The organism is Actinoplanes sp. NPDC023801, from assembly GCF_040639655.1.
Classification (GTDB): domain Bacteria; phylum Actinomycetota; class Actinomycetes; order Mycobacteriales; family Micromonosporaceae; genus Actinoplanes.
In genome coordinates, this window is sequence record NZ_JBFAAI010000008.1 from 247,777 (window position 1) to 268,218 (window position 20,442).

General features: G+C 69.7%; 15 protein-coding genes, 1 tRNA gene and 1 riboswitch. Of the genes, 9 read left to right on the forward strand and 7 right to left on the reverse strand.

The window, feature by feature from the left end; genetic code table 11:
* Positions 1-20: 20 nt before the first annotated feature.
* Both AB0G04_RS17790 and AB0G04_RS17795 read right to left on the reverse strand, forming a co-directional pair.
* Positions 21-1,232: a vanadium-dependent haloperoxidase gene (locus tag AB0G04_RS17790; protein WP_360983263.1), complete on the reverse strand. Its 1,212-nt coding sequence runs from the start codon at positions 1,230-1,232 to the stop codon at positions 21-23.
* A 148-nt stretch (positions 1,233-1,380) separates the two neighbouring features.
* Positions 1,381-6,225 (reverse strand): ExeM/NucH family extracellular endonuclease, encoded by a 4,845-nt coding sequence (locus AB0G04_RS17795; RefSeq protein WP_360983265.1) that lies wholly within the window; start codon positions 6,223-6,225, stop codon positions 1,381-1,383.
* A gap of 447 nt (positions 6,226-6,672) precedes the next feature.
* Between AB0G04_RS17795 and AB0G04_RS17800 the strand changes: the two genes are divergently transcribed.
* Positions 6,673-7,737: a D-alanine--D-alanine ligase family protein gene (locus tag AB0G04_RS17800; RefSeq protein ID WP_360983267.1), complete on the forward strand. Its 1,065-nt coding sequence runs from the start codon at positions 6,673-6,675 to the stop codon at positions 7,735-7,737.
* Positions 7,738-7,748: 11 nt separating this feature from the next.
* Positions 7,749-8,924, forward strand: a complete 1,176-nt coding sequence (alr, locus tag AB0G04_RS17805) for an alanine racemase (protein ID WP_360983269.1) — start codon at positions 7,749-7,751, stop codon at positions 8,922-8,924.
* On the opposite strand, the gene AB0G04_RS17810 is transcribed toward alr, so the two are convergent.
* Both AB0G04_RS17810 and AB0G04_RS17815 read right to left on the reverse strand, forming a co-directional pair.
* The gene (locus AB0G04_RS17810) at positions 8,843-9,907 is read right to left on the reverse strand and encodes an ATP-binding protein (protein ID WP_360983271.1); all 1,065 of its coding nucleotides are present in this window, start codon (positions 9,905-9,907) and stop codon (positions 8,843-8,845) included. The genes alr and AB0G04_RS17810 overlap by 82 nt on opposite strands.
* Positions 9,908-9,910: 3 nt before the next feature.
* A complete protein-coding gene (locus tag AB0G04_RS17815) occupies positions 9,911-10,570 on the reverse strand; it encodes a response regulator transcription factor (protein WP_360983273.1) in 660 nt (219 codons plus the stop codon).
* A gap of 316 nt (positions 10,571-10,886) precedes the next feature.
* On the opposite strand from AB0G04_RS17815, the gene AB0G04_RS17820 reads away from it, so the two are divergent.
* Together AB0G04_RS17820 and AB0G04_RS17825 are read left to right on the forward strand one after the other, a co-directional pair.
* Positions 10,887-11,285 carry a peroxidase family protein gene (locus tag AB0G04_RS17820; protein ID WP_360983359.1) on the forward strand — a complete coding sequence of 133 codons (399 nt, stop codon included), beginning with the start codon at positions 10,887-10,889 and terminating at the stop codon, positions 11,283-11,285.
* 77 nt (positions 11,286-11,362) lie between these two features.
* A tRNA-Arg gene (locus tag AB0G04_RS17825) sits at positions 11,363-11,435 on the forward strand.
* A gap of 11 nt (positions 11,436-11,446) precedes the next feature.
* On the opposite strand, the gene AB0G04_RS17830 is transcribed toward AB0G04_RS17825, so the two are convergent.
* Entirely contained in the window at positions 11,447-12,001 is a 555-nt protein-coding gene (locus tag AB0G04_RS17830) for a transglycosylase family protein (protein WP_360983275.1), read from the reverse strand.
* A riboswitch (cyclic di-AMP (ydaO/yuaA leader) is annotated at positions 12,001-12,174 on the reverse strand. It overlaps the preceding gene by 1 nt.
* Positions 12,175-12,409: 235 nt before the next feature.
* Between AB0G04_RS17830 and AB0G04_RS17835 the strand changes: the two genes are divergently transcribed.
* The 5 genes from AB0G04_RS17835 to AB0G04_RS17855 all read left to right on the forward strand — a co-directional run bounded on the left by AB0G04_RS17835 (position 12,410) and on the right by AB0G04_RS17855 (position 17,875).
* Entirely contained in the window at positions 12,410-13,597 is a 1,188-nt protein-coding gene (locus tag AB0G04_RS17835; protein WP_360983277.1) for a saccharopine dehydrogenase NADP-binding domain-containing protein, read from the forward strand.
* A gap of 214 nt (positions 13,598-13,811) precedes the next feature.
* Complete coding sequence (locus AB0G04_RS17840) at positions 13,812-14,417, forward strand: GNAT family N-acetyltransferase (protein ID WP_360983279.1); 606 nt, start codon at positions 13,812-13,814, stop codon at positions 14,415-14,417.
* Positions 14,418-14,434: 17 nt separating this feature from the next.
* Positions 14,435-15,523 (forward strand): crosslink repair DNA glycosylase YcaQ family protein, encoded by a 1,089-nt coding sequence (locus AB0G04_RS17845; protein WP_360983281.1) that lies wholly within the window; start codon positions 14,435-14,437, stop codon positions 15,521-15,523.
* Entirely contained in the window at positions 15,520-16,164 is a 645-nt protein-coding gene (locus AB0G04_RS17850) for an aspartate/glutamate racemase family protein (RefSeq protein ID WP_360983283.1), read from the forward strand. The genes AB0G04_RS17845 and AB0G04_RS17850 overlap by 4 nt, the downstream gene beginning before the upstream one ends.
* A gap of 70 nt (positions 16,165-16,234) precedes the next feature.
* A complete protein-coding gene (locus AB0G04_RS17855; protein ID WP_360983285.1) occupies positions 16,235-17,875 on the forward strand; it encodes a rhamnogalacturonan lyase B N-terminal domain-containing protein in 1,641 nt (546 codons plus the stop codon).
* Between the two features lie 178 nt (positions 17,876-18,053).
* Here AB0G04_RS17855 and AB0G04_RS17860 read toward each other — a convergent pair whose 3' ends face one another.
* Together AB0G04_RS17860 and AB0G04_RS17865 are read right to left on the reverse strand one after the other, a co-directional pair.
* On the reverse strand, positions 18,054-20,018 hold the full coding sequence (locus AB0G04_RS17860; protein WP_360983287.1) for a hypothetical protein: 1,965 nt from the start codon (positions 20,016-20,018) through the stop codon (positions 18,054-18,056).
* 122 nt (positions 20,019-20,140) lie between these two features.
* Positions 20,141-20,356: a DUF397 domain-containing protein gene (locus AB0G04_RS17865; RefSeq protein WP_360983289.1), complete on the reverse strand. Its 216-nt coding sequence runs from the start codon at positions 20,354-20,356 to the stop codon at positions 20,141-20,143.
* Positions 20,357-20,442: the final 86 nt, after the last annotated feature.

Sequence of the window (20,442 nt, forward strand, 5' to 3'; positions counted from 1 at the left end):
CCGTATGACTGACCGAAACGTTATCCGGCAATCAACCTCCGGGAGTTCCGGAGGGTGTGACCGGCCACGTCCTTGCCGAGGTCGATGCCGGCCTCGCCCGCGATACGGGTGTGGATGCCGGACCAGACGCGGGCGTCCACGTTCTCCAGACTCGGCACCTTCCAGTCGGTGTAGGTACGCGTCACGCCAGGCGCGCTGGGACTGGGAATGGTGTACGGGCTACGCGCCTTCGGCCCGAACAGGGCGGTCAGGATCTGCTCGGCCGAACCGGAGTAGGTGTTGTGTCCGCTCGGGTAGTCCGGGTGCGCCGGCGTCGTGTGCAGCGGCAGCCAGTTCACGTCACCACCCGCCCGGATCGCGGTCACCGGACGCCAGAGCCGGTAGGCGTACTTGGCGTCGGAGGTGGCAATCTGTGTGTCCACCGAGGCCACATGGAACAGCGCGACGAGCCGGACCCGGTCGGCGAGCGAGCCGCGTGACTGCTCGACGGCGACCCGCAGGATCGGGGTGTACAGCACGAACGAGGAGCCGAGCCAGAACGTGGCGGTGTCGGTCTGCTCCGGCGTCCGAACCGTGCTGTCCGCCGCGCCGTACGCCTTGACCTCGGCGAGGTCACGCTGCTGACGGGCCGAACCGACGGCCGGCGGCGGGGCCGGACGGAACTGCTCGGCGCTGCGCAGGGCGAACGGCCGGGCCACGCGGTTGCCGTACTGGGTCGCGGGCGCGAAGGCGGGCGGGGTGGGCTGCCAGACGCCGGGCGCGGCGGCCGGGATCGGGTACGCCGTGTTCACCGAGGCCGGGTCGAGGCCGTCGCCGGTCCGCTCGGCGAGCAGGCGGGTGGCCGCCTGCCGGCCGGCGGCCAGTCCCTTGGACTTGGCGCCTCCGTCCGGGATGCCGCTCAGATCGGCGGCGAGCGCGGTGTCCACGGCGGCAGCCTGGGCCGGGATCAACGTGATCAGCGTCTGGTGGACCGCTCCGGCAAGGGCGGCGCGCTGGTAGGCGGCGTTCCGGGAGCCGTTCTGCGCCCGGGCTGCGGCCAGCCAGCCGATCGCCCAGGTACGGCTGTTGGTGACCTGGGTGGTGGCTCCACCGGCGGTCACCGCGGCGGCCGTGGTGTCGAACCAGGCGAGAACGGAGTTGGTGGAGGTGACGGCCGCGGCGGGTGCGGCCGTGCCGACGGCGGCCACGGCGACAGCGCTGAGCAGCACCGCACCGGCTCTCTTGACGAGCATCGCATACCCTTCAGTTCTATGGGAGATATATGCAATAGCCTGGTCGCCGACCGATGCCTGCGTCAACGTACGTCAATGAATTGTATTGATCCGGACAAGAAACGAGAGGGCTCCCGCCAGTGGCGGGAGCCCTCTCTACCTGCTGTTGTTACCTGGTGACGCGGGCGATGTGGACCCGGACCTTGGAGTCGTTGCCGACCTTGTCCTCAGCCCAGTAGCTGATCCGCAGCTTGCCCTTCTCGACACCGGTCAGCGCGACGCTCCAGCCACCCTTGGCGTCCGGTGCGGCGCTGAGCACCGCGGCCCGGGCCTCGGCGTCCCGCTCCGAGCTCGCCCTGGTCCATTTGCCGGCGGCGTAGTAGTACCACTTGCCGCCGCGCTCCTGAACCACCTTGACCTTTGCGGCGTCGACGCCGACCCCGAGGTCGATCGCCGAGCCGGTCAGCGTCTGCCAGGCCGACGCGTACTCCTCGTGACGCGGCTCGTTCAGCCGGATCTCCGGGGCCAGGAAGTCCGGCACCACGACGACGTGGCCGACCGTGACCGACTTGCCGGCACCGGCCGGGTTCACCGGGGTGACCTTGACCGTGAAGATGCCCGGCTTGGCGTACACGTGCGACACCGGCGCGGTCGCCGGAACCTTGACGGAGCTGCCGTCGCCCCAGTTCACCGTGAGCTCGGTGGCACCGGTGACACCGGCCGGCGTGAGGGCCACCGACTGCGTGGCCCAGATGGCGTTCCGGTCCAGCTTGTAGGTGCCGGCCTGCGCCGCCACCACGACCGTGGACGCCCCGTCGAAGGTGGCCGCACCACTGTTGCCGACCTCGTCGGTCAGCGTGACGGTCACCTTGAAGCTGCCCGCCGCGGCGTAGGTGTGCGTCGCGGTGGCCGTACCGGCCGGCAGGGTCTCGGCAGTGCTGCCGTCGCCCCAGTCGACGACCCGGGTGATCTTCGCGTTGTCGCTGACGTCGTCGTCGAGCGCCGACTCCGTGAGCGTCACCGTCTGGCCGGGCCAGATCGCAGCCGTGTTCAAGGCATAGGTGCCCGTCGGGGCGGCGGCGTCCAGCTTGCCGGCGATGGCACGCGGCGCCGGGTCGGCGGTGATCGGGGTGTTCTGGGCGAAGTAGTTCACCAGCATGGTCAGGTCGTTGTCACCGGTGGTGACCACGCCGACCTTGCTGACCAGCGACGGGAAGTTGTCCCCGCCACCGGCGAGGAACGAGTTGGTCGTCACCCGGTACTCGCCGTTCGGGTCGATGGTGACCCCGTTCAGCTTGATCGACGACGGGATGATCCGGCTGCCCTTCGGCTGGCTCGCGTCGAAGGAGTAGGTGAACCCCTTCGAGACACCCAGGTGCAGGTACGGCCGGGCCGCACCGTCCGGCTGCCACTGCTCCTCCAGCGCGCCCTTGATCTGCGAGCCCTTGAGGGTCCGCGTCACCACGTCGTTGGAGAACGGCTGCACCGCGAAGGCCTGCGAGTAGGTGATCGTGCCGTCGGTGCCGTACTTGAGGTCGGCCCGCAGACCACCCGGGTTCATGAAGGCGATCTGTGCGCCACCACGGCCCGCGTCCTTGGTCTGGTCCAGCTGGACGTCGGCGATGAAGTTGCCGAGGACCGACTCGGCGCCACGGTTCTCCGCGCCGGCGCTGGTGTAGGCCCGCAGGATGTCCGCGCTGATCTTGCCGAGCGGAGCCTTGCCGAGCTCGGTGGCGTTGGTCTTGGCCGCCGCCACGATGCCGGCGACCGTGCTGTTGGACGGGTAGCCGGCGACCGTGATCAGCTCGGCGGTGGAGGTGGTGACCTCACCGGTGGCCGGGTCGTAGGTCAGGCCGATCTTGCCGAGCTTCTCGCCGTAGTCCTCGGCCTGGACCACCGGCCGGGTCTTGCCGGGCACGCCGGGAACCGGCACCTGGAAGGCGTACGGCTGGTGGGTGTGACCGCTGACGATGGCGTCGATCTCGGCGCTCACCTTGGTGAACGGCCCGAAGACCGGGTCAGCCTGCAGGGCCTCGGCCGAGGTGATGTTCTCGGTGGAGGCGCCCTCGTGGGCGAGCAGCACCAGCACGTCGGCCTCACCGTTGGCGGCGTTGCCGTCGGACAGCTGCGCGGCCACGGCGTTCGCCTCGGCGATCGGGTCGCGGAACTCGACGCCGACGATGCCGTCCGGGTTGACCAGCGAGCCGGTCTGCTCGGTGACGACACCGATGTAGCCGACCTGCACGCCGCCCAGGGTCTGCACGTCGTAGCCGGGCAGCGCCCGCTTGCCGTCCTTGTAGACGTTCGCGCCCAGCAGCGGGAAGTCCGCCCGGTCGCTGACCCGGCCGGTCAGGTCGGCCAGGCCCAGGTCGAACTCGTGGTTGCCGACCGCCGAGACGGCCAGGCCACCCGCGTTCAGCACGTCGATCGTCGGGTTGTCCTTGTCGATCGCCGAGATGAACGTGGAGGCGCCGATGTTGTCACCGGCCGAGATCCACGCGGTGTTCGGGTTCGCGGCCCGCAGCTGGTCGACCAGCCCGACGAGCTGAGCGGCGCCACCGACGGGCTGGCCGCCCGCGGTGGACGGCGACTCGAGCCGGCCGTGGAAGTCGTTGATGTTGAGCAGCTGCAGGTTCACCGGACCGGTCAGGCCGGTCTCCACGCCGACGATCACCGGGTCGTGGTCGCTGGAACGGTACGGGCCGTTCTCGTAGAACGGCGCGTAGCCGTCGTACTGGAAGGCGATCTGCTCGACCGAGTTGATGTTCCAGATGTCGACCCCGGTGATCCGCTTCGCGAACTCGCCGGTGACCAGCGCGTGGTCCAGCGAACCGGACTCGCCGCCGAAGACGTACGACGACTTGCCCTCGGCGTGCGCGTCCGAGTAGCCCTTGTCGTAGAAGACCTGGAGCGGGTCCTCCTTGCCGTACGCGTTGAAGTCGCCGAGCAGGATCACCTTGTCGGTGCCGAGGCCCTCGACGAAGGTCGCCAGCGACTGCGCCTGCCGGATCCGGTCGCCGTTGTAGGCGCCCTGTCCGTCACCGGTGTCCGCGTTGTCGCCGGTCGGCGGGACCGAGGCGCTCTTGGACTTGAAGTGGTTGGCCACCACGGTGAAGTCGATGCTGCCCGACGTGAAGGTCTGGGCGATCGGCTCGCGGGCGTTGTCCCAGACCGTCTCGTCGTTGATGGACTTCGAGGCGCCCTTCGGCGTGACCGCGGCGGGCTTGAAGATGATCGCGCTGGTGATGACGTCCTGCTGGGCCGGGGCCGGCAGTTCGGCCGGCGACCGGACGTAGTCCCAGGTTCCCGCACCGTCAACCGCGTTCAGTTCACCGACCAGCGTCTTCAGTGCCAGCTGGGTCTCGGTGGCCTCGAAGCGGACCGAGTTCTCGATCTCCATGAGCGCGACCACGTCGGCGTCCAGGGCGCTGATCGCCGAGACGATCTTCGCTTCCTGCTTCTCCTTGGCCGCCTCGTCGAGCGCGCCACGCGCCTCGCCACCGAAGTGCACGAAGTAGTTCAGCACGTTGAAGCTGGCGACCTTGATGTCACCGCCGACGCCGGCCGGCGCGGGGGTCCGCGCGTTGGTGGCCTTGAACGTGGTGCGCGAGATCGCCGGGGTGGTCGCGTCGACCGGGGTCGACGGCTGCAGGCGCCACTCGCTGAAGCTGTAGCCCAGGACGCTCGGGCCGAACTTCTCCACGGTGTCGCCGACCCGGGTGGGCTCGGCCTTGGAGATGTACGGCGGGGCGACGCCGGCCGAGGCGAGGTTGGTGGTCCGGCCGTCGTCGAGCAGGATCCGGCCGGCCTTGTTGGCGGCCTTGAGCTGCAGGGCCGCGTCACTGCCGGGCCGGGCCACGTCGGTGGGGATCCGGGCCGGGGCGTTGCCGGCGGCCAGGACGATCTCGCCGTACCGGTTGGTGTTGTAGACGTCGGAGACGGTGTACGCGCCGACCGGGGCGACCAGCATGCCCTCGGCGGACTCCCGGGCCTCGTCGCTCAGCGGCAGGGCCAGCGCGACCGGGGCGGGCAGCGCGGCGCCGGTCGAGCAGACCTGCACATCGGCCTTCGTGCCGATGGTGATCTGGGTCAGCGCGTTGTACTCGCTCACCGTGCCGGTGACCCGGATCAGGTCGCCGATCGCGACCACCGGGTGGTTCGCGGCGGTCGGGGTCAGGTGGACGAAGATGCCGTCGGACGCGGTACCCGCGGTGACCGGGCGGTCGCCGCCGGTGCCGGCCGTCTGGAGGTAGACACCGTTGTAGCCACCGGTGCGGTGGTCGGCGGTGACGACGCCCTCGACGGTGACGACCGAGCCGGCCAGGCCGGTCGCCGTGCCGGTGCCCTGCACCTGGGCGATCGTGTGGGTGGCCGCCGTGGCGCATCCGGTGCCGGGCTCCTCCGGTTCCTCCGGCTCCTCCGGGGTGGTGGCGGTGTTCAGCTTGCCGAAGCTGTTCGCCGCCGCGGCCTGCCAGACACCGTTGACCTTCTGCAGCGAGTGACCGACAGGTGTGGTGTCCGGCTCGGACACCCCGATGTCGATGCTCGTGGCGCCCGCAGCGGGACCGTTGGTCGCGGTCAGGGCGCCCTCGTAGCTGAGGAACTCGGCGACCGAGCCGTCCGGCTTCACGAGCGCGACAGCGTCCGGCGAGCCGTTCTGCAGACCGTTGATGGTGTACGTCTGCACACCGGCGGCCGGGATGACGCCGCTGAGCGTGGTGATCGGCGTGTAGGTGGCGCCGTTACTGCCGTTGTAGAGGTAAAGCTGCCAGCCACTGAGGTCGTACCCGACGGGGGCCTCGATCTCAACGGCCTCGCCGCTGTCGGTGCCCGTGTTGTCGTAGTGGATCTCGCTGATGAACGGGGCGTCCGCGGCAGCGGAGACAGGGCCGGTGAGACTGAGGCCGAGCGTGGTCGCCAGGACAGCGGCACCCAGAGCACGGAGACCCGCAGGGGTTCTCGGTACGGGGCGGAAGCGTCCGGCGTCATCCACGCTGCGTATGTAGGAACGCATCGAGGTTGACCCTCCGAAGGAAGTTGATCCGCCGCAGCGTAGATATCGCTGGTGACGAATGATTCTCAGTAAGGTAACGGAAAGGCAATGACCGGCGGTCGGGAACGCGGATTTTCCCGCCGCATATTGTTCGCTTTTGTGCGGTAACTCAATCGCCAGCGGACCGGCAACCTTAGGGAAATGACGCTGACCAGCGACGATGCCATCAGCATCACGGGAAAGTCCGTCTTGTTCCCCAAACCACGGAAGCGACGTAAAGCCTGGATTGCGGCCTGAGCTGGGCTCACAGTCATGGTTTCGGGACTATTTCGCAACCACCGGCGGCGGAATCGATTCCGAAGCGAAGACCCGAGACCGCCTGAGGCTTTTGTCCGGTTAGCCGGAAATAAGGAAACCATAAGGGCATCCCTGACGATCACCGGATGGGCCATGCCGCAAGATGTCAGGATGCAGAGTTCCAAGGTACGGGCCGCGGTGATCTTCGGAGGCCGGAGCTCGGAGCACGAGGTGTCGTGCCGCTCGGCCGCGTCGGTGTTCCGTTTCCTCGACCGATCCCGGTACGAGGTCGTACCGATCCGCATCGCCCGGGACGGCCGCTGGCAGGTCGGGACGGACACCGGCCCGCAGACCGCAGACGCCATCGTGTCCGGCGCGGGCCTCGCCGACGAGGACGTCTCGCCGCTGGTCAGCATCACCGCCGCGCTGGATGCGCTGAAGTCCGTCGACGTCGTCTTCCCCTGCCTGCACGGCCCGTACGGCGAGGACGGGACCATCCAGGCGCTGCTCGACCTGGCCGGTGTCCCGTACGTCGGCAGCGGCGTGCTGGCCAGCGCCGCGTCGATGGACAAGGAGTTCACCAAGAAACTCGTCGCCGCGGAGGGCATCGCCGTGGCCGACGGTGTGGTGCTGCGCGACGGTGACGGCGACCTCGCCCCCGCCGACCGTGACCGGCTCGGCCTGCCGGTCTTCGTGAAACCGGCGCGCAGCGGCTCCAGTGTCGGCGTCTCCCGGGTCGACGACTGGGACGATCTGCCCCGCGCGGTCGCCCACGCGAAGGAGCACGACAGCAAGGTGCTGGTCGAAGCCGCGATCGTGGGCCGCGAGATCGACCTGGCGGTGCTGCAGCGCCCGGACGGTGTGGTCGAGGTCGGTCCGGCCCTGGAGATCAACCTCAAGGGCTCCGAGGGCTTCTTCGACTTCGACGCGAAGTACACCTCCGGCCTGGCCCAGTTCACCATTCCCGCCGAGATCGACCCCGGTCACCGCGACCAGCTCGCCGACGCCGCGCGCCGGATCTTCGAGATCCTGGGCTGCGCGGGCCTGCTGCGGGTCGACTTCTTCCTCGCCGAGGTCGACGGGACAGCGGTTCCGGTGCTCAACGAGGTCAACACGATGCCCGGCTTCACCGAGCTGTCCCAGTTCCCCCAGATGTGGCGGGCGGCCGGAGTCGACTATTCACAACTGCTCGACCGACTGATGGACACCGCGCTGAACGGCGCGAATCGGTCGTGATGCCGGCGGCCATGACCCGGGCGCTGATCGATCTCGACGCGATCGGGCACAACACCCGGCTCCTGGCCCGCGCCGCGGCGGGTGCGGGACTGATGGCCGTGGTCAAGGCCGACGGCTTCGGCCACGGCGCGGTCCGGGTCGCCGAGGCGACACTCGCCCACGGCGCGTCCTGGCTCGGCGTCACCTCCCTGCGGGAAGCGCTGGAACTGCGGTCGGCCGGGCTCACGGCGCCGATCCTGATGTGGTTGTACGCCCCGTTCGAGTCGATGGACGACGCCCTGCTCGCCGATGTCGACGTGTCGGCCTCCTCGGTCGAGGCCCTGGAGGCTCTCGGCCGGGCGGCCAAACGGGTGGGCCGGCCGGCGTCGGTGCACCTGAAGGCCGACACCGGTCTGTCCCGCGGCGGCGCCACCGAGGCGGAGTGGCCCGAGCTGATCGAGAAGGCCGTACGCCTCCGGACCGCGGGCCTGGTCGAGATCCGTGCCGTGTGGTCGCATCTGGCCCACGCCGAGGACCTGGCCGACCCGGGCCTGCACCGGCAGCTGGCGACGTTCGAGCGGGTCCGTGCCAAGGCCCGTTCCGCGGACGTCAGCCCGCCTCTGATCCATCTGGCCAACTCGGCGGCGGCCCTGCACCTGCCGGCGGCCCACTTCGATCTGGTCCGGCCCGGCATCGCCCTCTACGGCGTCGAACCGGTACCCGGGAAGACCTTCGGGCTGCGTCCGGCCATGACCCTGGAGTCGACGGTCATCCTGACCAAGCGGGTCGGCCCGGGCACGGGGGTGTCCTACGGCCCCGAGCACGTCACCGACCGGGACACCACGCTCGCCCTGGTCCCGGCCGGCTATGCCGACGGCGTCCCGCGGCGCACCGGCGGGCGGGGCTGGGTGTCGATCGGCGGGATGCGCTGCCCGATCGTCGGCCGGGTCGCCATGGACCAGGTGGTGGTCGACGTCGGTGACCACCCGGTGGTGGCCGGCGACCGGGTGGTGATCTTCGGTTCCGGGGAGGGAGGGGAGCCGACCGTCGCCGAGTGGGCCGTGTGGGCGGAGACGAACCCGCACGAGATCCTCACCGGCATCGGCACGCGGGTGCCGCGGTTCCATTACTCGGTGGAGTCACCGAACGAGACCTCGACCCGCAACCCGTCCCGGCCGGTGGAGTGCGCGGAGATGACCCCGTCGTGAGCCCGGGTGATCGCCCGCACGATGGCGAGGCCGAGGCCGGCGCCACCGCTGTGGTCGATCCGTGTCCCGGAGAGGCGGCGGAACGGCTCGAACAGTCCGACGACCGCCTCCTTCGGGACGTCGTCGCCGGTGTTGACGACGGTCAGCGCGGGGCGCGCACCGACCGTCACCTCGATCGTGCCGCCGGCCCTGTTGTACTTGACGGCGTTCTGGATCAGGTTGGTGACCAGGCGTTCGAGTAGCACCCGCTCGCCGCGGACCACTCTCGGCGCGAGCGAGCGGATGATCGTCACCTCGGCCTCGGCGGCCCGCGCCTCGTGATCGTCGAGAATGGAGCCGACGATCGTGTCCAGTCGCAGCGGTACCCGTGCGGTCAGGCCGCGGTCGCATTCACTGAGCACGAGCAGCCCCTCGATCAGGCGTTCGTTGCGCTCGTTGGTCTGCAGCAGCTGCGCCGTGACCAGGTCCAGTTTGTCCGGTGTGGTGGCGCGCCCGAGGCCGACCTCGATCAGGGTGCGCTGCACGGCCAGCGGGGTACGCAACTCGTGCGCCGCGTTGGCCGCGAAGTGCCGCTGCGACTCGTACCCCATCGCGATCCGGTCCATCATCGTGTCGATGGCGCGGGACAGTACGACGATCTCGTCGTCACCGTCGCCGGGGTTGATCCGGTATCCGAGGTTCTGCGGCCCGACACTCGTGATCGCCGGCACCAGCTGGCGGAACGGCTGGAGCGTCCAGCGTGCCGCGGTCCGGGCCACCACGAGCAGGGCCAGGAAGGTCACCACGAGCGCCGCCATGATCTGCCAGCCGTCGTGCCGGGCGACCGCCTCGCAGACCGCGGAGCGTTCGGGGCCCGGTCCGCACACCACCGCTCCGGCGGTCCGCAGCCGGCGCAGCAGCACCTCCAGGAGGCCCGGCGCCGTGACGCCGGCCAGGAAGGCGGTCGCGCAGACGACCATGGCCCGCCGGCTCGGGGCGAGCACCCGTCACCGTCCCAGCCGGTAACCCACGCGCGGCACGGTGTGGATGACCGGCGGCTCGCCGAGCTTCTTGCGCAACGTCATGATCGTGACGCGGACCGAGTTGGTGAACGGGTCGGCGTTCTCGTCCCAGGCCTGTTCGAGCAGTTCCTCGGCGCTGACGACCTGTCCGCCGGCGCGCAGGAGCACCCGGAGCACGGCGAACTCCTTCGGCGTGAGGTTGAGGGTCAGCCCGTCCCGTGAGGCGAAGTGCCGGGTCGTGTCGAGCAGCACCCCGTCCTGTTCCAGCACCGGTTTCAGCGGCGCCGCCGAACGCCGGGCCAGCGCCTGCACCCGGGCCACCAGCTCGGCGAACGCGAACGGCTTGGTCAGGTAGTCGTCGGCGCCGAGGCCGAGCCCTTCGACCCGGTCGCGGATCCCGGCGGCGGCGGTCAGCAGGAGCAGGCGCGTCGCGGTGCCCGAGTCGACGGCCCGGGTGCACACCTCGTCGCCGGTGACGCCCGGCATGTCGCGGTCCAGGATCGCCACGTCGTACCGATTGACGCTCATGCGCTGTAACGCACTGTCACCGTCGTAGACGACGTCGACCGCCATCGCGAACTGCCGTAGCCCGTCCGCCACGGTGTCGGCGAGGATCCGCTCGTCATCTGCCACCAACACCCGCACGTTGTGTAACCCCCGTCGATGGCAGCACTGATCCGGCAGCCACGATAACGACCCGGAGGCAACCCGGCGGTATCCATCGCGTGGCCACGATCACCGGCGTCTCGTTTTCTTTACTCATTCCAGAAAAGCAGTGCAGACTTCACGCCGGCTGATCGCTCGCTACCCGGAGGACTCCGACTCGCAGGACTGGTGGCCCGCCGACTTCGGCCACTACGGCCGCTCATGATCCGGATGGCGTGGCACAGCGCCGGCACCTACCGGACCTTCGACGGCCGCGGCGGCGGAGGCTCCGGCGAGCAGCGCTTCGCACCGGGACATCCGTGACACGTTCGGCCGGATGGGCATGAACGACGAGGAGACCGTGGCGCTCATCGCCGGCGGCCACACCTTCGGCAAGACCCACGGCACCGGCCCGCACGGCGTCTTCACCGGCACCCCGGGCGTGCTGACCAACGACTTCTTCGTCAACCTGCTCGACCTCGGCATCACCTGGTCGGCGACCGACCCCGACGGTGAGACCTTCGAGGGCCGTGACCGCCGGACCAGTGAGGTCAGGTGGACCGCCACCCGGGCCGACCTGATCTTCGGGTCGAACTCGGTGCTGCGCGCGCAGGCCGAGGTCCACGGCAGCGACGACGCCAAGGAGAAGCTGGTCACCGACTTCGTCAAGGCGCGGGTCAAGGTCGCGAACCTGGACCGTTTCGACCTCGCCTGATCAACCGCCGGTTCTTGCCGGGGCCCGGGTCGGCCGCGCCGATCCGGGCCCCGGCTGCTGGTACCCTCAGCAACGTCGGGCTCGTAGCTCAGTGGATAGAGCAACCGCCTCCTAAGCGGTAGGTCGCGCGTTCAAATCGCGCCGGGCCCACTTCTGCACTTCTAAAGCTTCAAGCGCTGCCCCACCCGCAGGTGGTGCGGGCTGTGCAGGACGTGCGCGTTCGTCCGGTAAAGGGCTCGCCACCCACCCCGGACGTCGTGCCGCGCCGCGATCCGGGCCAGCGTGTCGCCACGCCGGACGACGTAGGTGCCGCCGGAGGCCCTTGTCGTCCGGTTCGACGACACCGACCGCACACTGCCGCGGGACGCCGCCTTGAACGCGTTGCGCCGGCCGCAGTGCGGCCACGCTCCCAGTCCCTGACCGCGCAGCACCCGTTCGGCGATCTGGATCTGTTCGGACCTGGTGGCCCGGTTCGCGGTGCTCGCGTACCTCGTACCGCCGTAGGCCCGCCACGTGCTCCGGCTGAACTGCAGTCCCCCGTAGTAGCCGTTCCCGGTGTTGATGCTCCAGTTGCCCCCGGACTCGCATCGTGCGATGGCATCCCAGTTGATCGAGGCAGCCGCCGGTTCGGCGGGCCCGGCCAGGGCCACACTTCCGGCGAGGCTCGCGGCCATCAGGCCGACCGCGCGGTGGAGCTGCTGACGAATCTGAACCATGAGCTTTTCCTCCACGCCTACGAGGTCAGCTGTCGGGTTCGGGCAGAGGTGCCCGGCCGCCGTCGGCGGCTTCACCCCGAGGCGCCGTAGCGCCGAGGAACTCTTGGGTCCCCCGCTCCATGCCTGGGTTTCGTTGAACCGTGGCCGACGGCTGGACTCGGCGTTTCCGGCCACGGTGCCCGCCTTCTCGCGGGCTGCGACTTGCCGCGCTCCGAGGTAACGCGAGACGCGGCAATGGAGTTGTAAGTCACAAATTAGCGGCTTTGATCTTCCTTTGTGTGGATATTGCGCTGGTTTCGGCGCGGCGCACCGGGTTCCCAACCCTCCACCGAGGGTGCACAATCGGCAGCCATGAGCGAGCTCGCGAGCGAATCATCCGGCACGGACGATCAACCGCAGGAATTTGACGTGATCGTTTACGGCGCCTCGGGTTTCGTCGGCGCGCTCGTGGCGCGGCACCTCACCGGACACGCGCCGGAGGGCACCCGGATCGCATTGGCCGGTCGATCCGCGGAGAAACTCGAGCGTCTGGGACTGAACCTGCCCGTCGTGATCGCCGACGCGGACGACGAGCAGGCGCTGACCACGATGGCCGCCCGCACCCGCGTGGTGGTGACCACCGTCGGGCCGTACGCGAAGTACGGCAAGCTGCTGGCCCGCGTCTGCGCCGAAACCGGCACCGACTACGTGGACCTCACCGGTGAGGTGCTCTTCGCACGGGACAGCATCGACGAGAACCATGAGACCGCCCGGCGCACCGGAGCCCGGATCGTGCACTCCTGCGGCTTCGACTCGATTCCGTCCGACATCGGAGTGCACGTCCTGCATGCGCAGGTGGCGGCGGACGGCGAAGGCGAACTCACCGACACCACACTGGTCGTCACCCACCTGCGCGGCGGTTTCAGCGGCGGCACCATCGACTCGATGCGCCACCAGGTCGACGTGATGAAGAAGGACTCCCGGCTGCGGCGGATCGGTGCCAGCCCGTACTCGCTCAGCCCCGACCGCGGGTCCGAGCCGGACCTCGGCCGCCAGCCGGACATGCCCAGCATGCCGGCCTCGGATGTGGACCCCGGTCTCCGCGGCCACCTCGCGCCGTTCGTGATGGCGTCCTACAACACCCGGGTCGTCCGGCGCAGCAACGCGCTGCGCGGCTGGGCGTACGGCCGCCGGTTCCGCTATCGCGAGGTGATGCGGGTCAAGAACGCGTTCGCCGCCGCGGCCCTCAAGACCGCACTGAGCGCCCTGGTCGTCGGCTTCGCGGTGCCGCCGCTGCGGTTCGTCCTGGATCGTGTCCTGCCGGCACCGGGCGCCGGGCCGAGCGAGGACGTCCAGCGCAACGGACACTTCACCATGGACATCGTCACGACGACGACAACCGGGGCACGCTACCGGGCGCGGGTCAAGGCCAAGGGCGATCCGGGGTACGCCGCGACGGCCGTCATGCTCGGCGAATCCGCTCTGGCGCTGGTGTTCGACCGCGATCGGCTGCCGAAGATCGGCGGTGGCGTGCTCACTCCGGCGACCGGCATCGGCGACGCACTCGTCGACCGGCTGCGCGCCGCCGGACTGGAGATCACCGCCCAGCGGATCTAGCCCGGGCCACCACGTGGAAGACGTGCCAATGCTTCGGGCCGCTGAACGCGGCGCCGGGCCCAGTGCTCGTCCGCGCCCATCGGTGCCGACATGGTGCGATTTTGCCGCCCGAAAGGGTGTCCGTGATCCGACCGGTTGACGGTAAGGAATCGTGCAGGCTTTCCGGCCGGTCGCCACTAGCACCAAAGCCGGTCTTACCGGCACGATTGGAAAGGTGACCATCAGCCCGCTGCCCTACCCGCTGAGGCTGGCGGGCCCCGGCGTCGTGCTGCGGGAATGGCGTGGGGAAGATCTCGACGACCTGGTCGCGCTGCTCGACGAGCCGGACATCGCCCGCTGGACGCTGATGCCCTCCCCGTTCGACGTCGAGGCGGGGCTCGCCTATCTGCGGCGTGCCCATCAGGGCCGCATCGGCGGCAGCCGCATCCAACTGGCGATCACCGCGGACGGTGGCCGGCCGCTCGGCGAGGTGCTGCTCTTCAACGTCCGTTCCGGGCTGCCCGAGGCCGAGCTGGGCTACCTGGTCGGCCGGCCCTTTCGTCGCCGGGGTCTGGCGTCGGCCGCGCTGTCGCTGCTCACCGGGTACGCCTTCGACACGCTCCGGCTGCGACGGCTGCTGCTGCGGATCGACCGGGGTAACTCGGCGAGCACTTCGGTGGCCCGCCGGTGCGGTTACCGTCCGGCCGCCGAGCCGCCCATCGAGCAGGACGGGCCGTACGGGCCGGCCACCCTGGACACCTGGGAACACCTGGAAAGCCGGTCCGACCCGCAGGATGATCGCCGCAAAAACGTCGCCTCCCGGCGGTACGGTCGGCGGTGACCACGGAGGGAGTGCCGATGATCGACGTGGATCGCGCACGCGTGATGGCGTACCGGATCGCCGCACAGGGCCTGGCCGACCGCTCCGGCGACCGCCCCGGTGACCTGCCCCTGCTCGACCTCGGCGTGCAGGAGTACACCCCCGACTCGACGCGGGTCGCGCTGGCCGCCCGCACCACCGCCGAACCGGACGACGACCGTCTGGTCACCGTCTGGGCCGCGCGTGGTGCGCCGCACCTGCACCGCCGCTCCGACCTCGCCGATCTGACCGGGCAGCTGTGGCCGGTCAGCGACGACGACGCGGCGGCCCGGATCAGGAGCGCCCAGATCCCCGACGCTGCCCGGCTCGGTGTCCGGGCCTTCACCGCGACCGCCGAGGCGTTCCGCGAGGTCCTCACCGGGCCCATCCCGCGCGGTGCGGCGAGCACCGAGGTCAGCCGGCGGGTGCCGGCCGAGCTGACGTACGACTGCAGGTCCTGCGGGGCCCGTCACGTGGCCGGGAACGTGTGGCAGCACGCCGGTCTGGCCGGTGGTGTGGAGGTGCTCTCCCGCGGGAAGGACGCGGCCATCGGCCCGCTGCCCGATCCACCGCCGATCCCGGCCGCCAACCGTGGCGTCGACCGGCTGATCGGGACATACCTGCGTTTCCTCGGGCCGGCCGGTCCGGCCGAGGTGGCGAAATACCTGGGCAGCACCACCACGGTGATCAAAACGGTGTGGCCGGCCGAGGGCCTCACCGAGGTCCGGGTGGACGGCCGTCGCGCCTGGCTGCCCGACACGGCCGTCGATCTGCTCGAGTCGGCGCCGGCGCCACGCGGGGTGCGCTGGCTGCCGGCGATGGACCCGCTGCTGCAGGCCCGGGACCGGGACCTGCTGGTGCCGGACCGGGAACGGCAGAAGGCGGTGTGGCGGATTCTCGGCAATCCGGGGGTGCTGCTCGTCGACGGCGAGATCAACGGGGTGTGGCGGGCGAAGATGTCCGGGCGTAAACGGGTCGACCTCACGGTGACCGCGTTCGAGAAGATGACGGCGGCCCGGCTCGAGCAGGAGGCCGCTCAGGTCGCCCGTGCACGGGGCGTCCCGGAGGCGAGGGTGATCCACGAATGACCGTGATCGGGTTCCTGCACACGGCCGAGGTGCACGTCGCGACGTTCCGGACCCTGTTCGCCGAGCTGGCGCCGCCGGGACTGCACGATCTCCACCTGGTGGACGAGAAACTGCTCGCCGACGCCCGTCGAACCGGATCGGCGCCGGACCTGGCGAAGCGGCTGGAGGAACTGGTCGCCGCGGGAGCGGACCTGATCGTGTGCACCTGCTCGACGATCGGCGCCGACGCCGAGGCGATGTCCGGCGACGTGCCGGTGCTGCGTCTCGACCGTCCGATGGCCGAGGCCGCAGTCGCGGCGGGCGACCGGATCGCCGTCGTCGCCACCGTCGAGTCCACTCTGGAGCCGACCCTCGATCTGCTGCGGCAGACCGCCGGGCGGCCCGTGACGCTGATCCGGTCGCCTTGCCTCGCGGCCTGGCGGCACTTCGAGGCCGATGACCTGACCGCGTACCACGAGGAGATCGCCGGACACGTCCGGATGATCGCCGCGGACACCGACGTGATCGTGTTCGCCCAGGCCAGCATGGCCGGGGCGGCAGCACTGCTGCCCGGGATCCCGGTTCTGACCAGCCCGCGGGCCGCCGTCGCGGAGGCGGTGCGGAAGGGCCGCGGCATGGCCGCACGGCCGGAAACTTTCTGAGATCGCGAGCAACCTTTTACCGTCCGGCGGCCACATATGCGATGTCCCCCCGACTCGTATAGGTGGTCGCATGTCAATCCCCTCACACCGTCGCCCCGCTTCCCGCAGCCGCCGCAAGGCACTGGCGGCCGGGCTCGCCTCCGCGGCGGTCCTGGCCGGCGCGGGTCTGCTCGGCTTCGGCCAGCCGTGGGCGAACGCGGCCGCGAACGTCAGCTTCGACACCGGCACCGGCCTGACGTTCAAGATCAACGGCACCAACGGCAACATGACCTCGCTGAAGCACAACGGCACCGAGCTCGCCGCGTCCGGGCAGGCCGCCGGCCAGTTCCAGTCCGGCTGGTCGTCCGCGACCGTGACCAGCAAGACGTTCAACAGCGGCAGTTCGATCCTGGTGAGCGTGGCGAACACGTCGATCGGCGTGACCCAGTACTACTTCGCCCGCAGAGGCGACAACACGGTCTACCTGGCCACGAGCATCACCAAGGCGCTCAACCCCGGCGAGGCCCGTTTCATCTCCCGGCTCAAGCCGTCGGTGCTGACCAACTCGCCGGCCGCGGCCAGGACCGGCGGTCTCACCACCACGGTCGAGGGCTCGGACGTCTTCGCGAACTCCGCCGGCCGGACGGCGTCGAAGTTCTACAGCTCGCAGCGGCTCGTCGCGCAGAAGCCGTTCGGCGCCAGTGGCACCGGGCACGGCGCGTTCATCCTGCCCGCGTACACCGACATGTCCTCGGGTGGCCCGTTCTTCCGGGACATCGAGGTCAACGACACCGGCAGCGCGGTCAACATCACGCACTACATGTTCAGCGGGCACCAGCAGACCGAGGCGCTGCGACTGGGGCTGCACGGGCCGTACGCGCTGGCCCTCACCGACGGCCAGGCGCCCACCGCTCGCAGCATGGACTTCCTGGCGTCGTTCATTCCCGGGATGCTCTCCAACGCGCAGCGTGGCGGGGTCAGCGGCACCGCGTCCGGCACGTGGAACGGGCTGCGGGCCACCGTGGCCCTGGCCGGCCCGAACGGTCAGTACTGGGGGCAGGTGAAGAGCGGGCAGTTCGTGATCGGCCACGTCAAGCCGGGCACCTACACCGCCACCCTGTACGCCGGTGAGCTTGCCGTCGGCGCCCCGAAGACGATCACCGTGACGGCCGGCGCGACCACGTCGCTGAGCATGACCGGCAGCGTGCCCGCCGCGGGCAAGCTCTTCCAGCTGGGCACCTTCGACGGCACCCCCGCGGGCTTCCTGAACGCCGACAAGATCGAGACGATGCACCCGTCGGACAGCCGGATGTCGGCGTGGAAAGCGAGCTCCTACAGCGTCGCGAACGGTGCCGCGAAGTTCCCGATGGCCGAGTTCAAGTCGGTCAACTCACCGGCCGCGCTCAGCTTCGATCTGACCTCGGTTCCGGCGAACGGCGTCAAGCTGCGCATCGCCACCACCTCCAACTTCGCCGGTGGCCGCCCCGCCGTCGCGATCGGCGGCTACACCTCGCCGGCCTCGGCGTCACCCACCCCGGCGAACCTCAACTCGCGTGGCGTCACCCGCGGCACGTGGCGCGGCAACAACACCACGTACACCTTCACGATCCCGGCGAGTGCCCTCAAGGCCGGCGCCAACACCCTGTCGATCTCGGTGGTGAGCGGGAGCAGCGGCGAGACGTTCCTCAGCCCGAACTTCGTCTTCGACGCACTGGCCCTCGACCCCGCCTGATCGGCTCCGGACCGGCCGTGCCGTCCCGCCAGGCAGCACGGCCGGTCCGGTACCCCCGGCTGGACACCACCGCTGCCTCAGCGCGGCTGAGACAGCGGTGATTTCCAGCCGCAAAAGGCGGGCCGGTCACCATGACCGGTCCGCCTTTCTCAACCCCGATGTCGTAGGCCCGGAGCACTCACTTCGTGTAGGTGAAGTACGTCCAGGCGCCGTAGGTGCTGGCGTTCAGGTTGTCGCCGCTGCCGCTCCAGATGTACTCGGACCGGACCCGCCACTTCGTACCCGCCTTGTAGGTTCCGGCGAACCGCACGTACGAGTGCCCGTACCGGTCCAGCGGAAAGTACCCGGCGAGGTAGTTCTTCCACTTGCCGCCCGTGTGACGCTGGATGACGGTGCGCTGCCAGCGGCCCGCGTGCCGGGTCATGGTGACGTTGAAGTGCGGGTCCTTCGTGGTCCGGAAGTGGTAGTACTTCACCGCCCCGATCTTCTTGGTCCTGTAGTGGTTGCGGATCCCGAGCAACACGCTGACCTTGGTGTAGAGCCGTGACCGCACCGATCGCGCCGCGTACTCCCGGTCACCGGTGAACGTGGCGGTGATGGTGGTGTTGTACTGCAGGCGCAGGCTGGCGCTGACCTTTCCGGCGCTGTTCACGGTGGCCCGCTTGAGCAGCCAGCGGGTGTACGGGTCCTCGGCCCAGATCTCGACGACCCGGTTCGAGTACGTCTTGCCGAGCGTCGCGGTCACCGTCGCCGTCGCGTTGTGGGCGTGGGTGGTTCCGTGCTTGTCGAGGGTCAAGGCCGGCGTGAACTGGGTGAGTGCCACCCGGGCGGTCTTCGCCAGACTCCCGCCGTAGCTGACGGTGTAGATCCAGATGCCCAGTTTCGGTGGCGTGTCGGTGAAGGTGTACGCGCCGAAGCTGTCGATGACCGGCGATCCGATCACGGGCGGCTCGCTGCCGGTATCCCATTCTTCCCGGCGGGTGACTCTCAGCGTGTGCCCGACCGGCAGGCTCTTCGCCGTTCCGGAGAGCGTCACCGGGCGACCGTTGACGACCGAGGTGGGCACGGTCACGGTGATCGCCGCGTCTCCCGGGATCGTGACCATGCTGGGCTCGGGCGTCGGCGAGGTGGGAGCCGGGCGCGTCACCGTCTCGAGGTAGTACTTGTTCCTGCCCGATTCGTATCCGCGGGTTACCGCGAGAACGCGCTCGGCACCGGGCTGCCAGACGAGACCTCCGCCGCTCAGCGAGTGGGCAAGGCTTTCCGACCATTGGAATGCCTGGCCGCTCGGGTCGTACACCGAGACGGCGTAGCCGGCCGCCGTCACCAGCCGGCCATCGGCGGCGATGTCGATGTGCTCCTCGTACGGCCTGGGGCTCACCACGGTGACCTTGCCGTCAGCGAGCCGGACGCGACTGAGCCCCATCCCACCGACGCGGAACGCGGACGTGCCGTCCGCCGTGAACGCCACATCGGCGACCTCCAGGCGGTGCCCGGACTCCCGGAGAAGCGCCAGCGGAATTCCGGTGGAGACGTCCAACGTCCGGATGTTGTTGGGAACCGAACCGGCCGGGCGATCGGGTTTGACGACGAGAACCGACGAGTTGGAGAACACGTTCGGCGGACCCGTGTAGAACGATTCGTCGGCGGACGGTTCGTACAGGCGCACGTTTCCTTCGGCATCGACGGACCCGATGTTGCCGGTATTGGCGGTGGCGCCCTTGTCGTACCCGAACCAGAGGCGATCACCGGCGACCGTCACGTCCTCCGGGAAGACGTTCTCGCCCAATGGATAGCGGGCGGTCTCGGCGAGGGTGTCCGTCGCGAAGGCGACGATCGCCGCGGCCCCGTCCACCGCCGCGTAGAGGGTGTTCGAGTCCGTGGAGAGCGCGAGGCCACGCACACCGGGCAGGTCCGCCCGCCGGGCGACTTCCTCACCGGTGTAACCGGTTGCCACGATCGCCCCGGCGGTCGGGTCACTCAGAAAGAGACGCTCGTGCACACCGTCGGCGACGACGTCGCCCAGCGCCGAGAGGCCGAGAGCCTGGCTCCCGGCCGAAGCCGATCCGGTGGAGACGGTGAAGGCCAGCGCGGTGGAACCGGCGAGAACCGTGGCCGCGAGGGCGGCCCGGGAGAGACGCATGAAGACCCCGTGTTGATCGACGCGAATGTCGGTTCGCGCAGATTACCGACCCGGATGACCGAGAATGATCATCCGATTGGCCAGTTCGTGTCGGGATCGTTGCTACGTCACCGACCCGACGCTCAGAGGTCGAACTCGCCGTCGTTCACGCCGCCGGTGAAGGCGTCCCACTCGGCGCGGGTGAAGAACAGGATCGTGTCCGGGTCGTTGGAGTTGCGCATGGCGGCACCGCCGTCGGGCAGGCGGGCGATCTCCACGTATTCGCCGCCCGGCTCACCCGACCGCAACCACTCGGCGGCCCCGGCATCGAACGTGTCGGCGTAGGTCTTCTCGCTCATGTTCCCCAATAAACCGCAGCCTCCCCGGGTCCGGGGAGGCCACATCCAGGTGACGTCTCGTTCAGGCACCTCGGGGGTACGGCCCT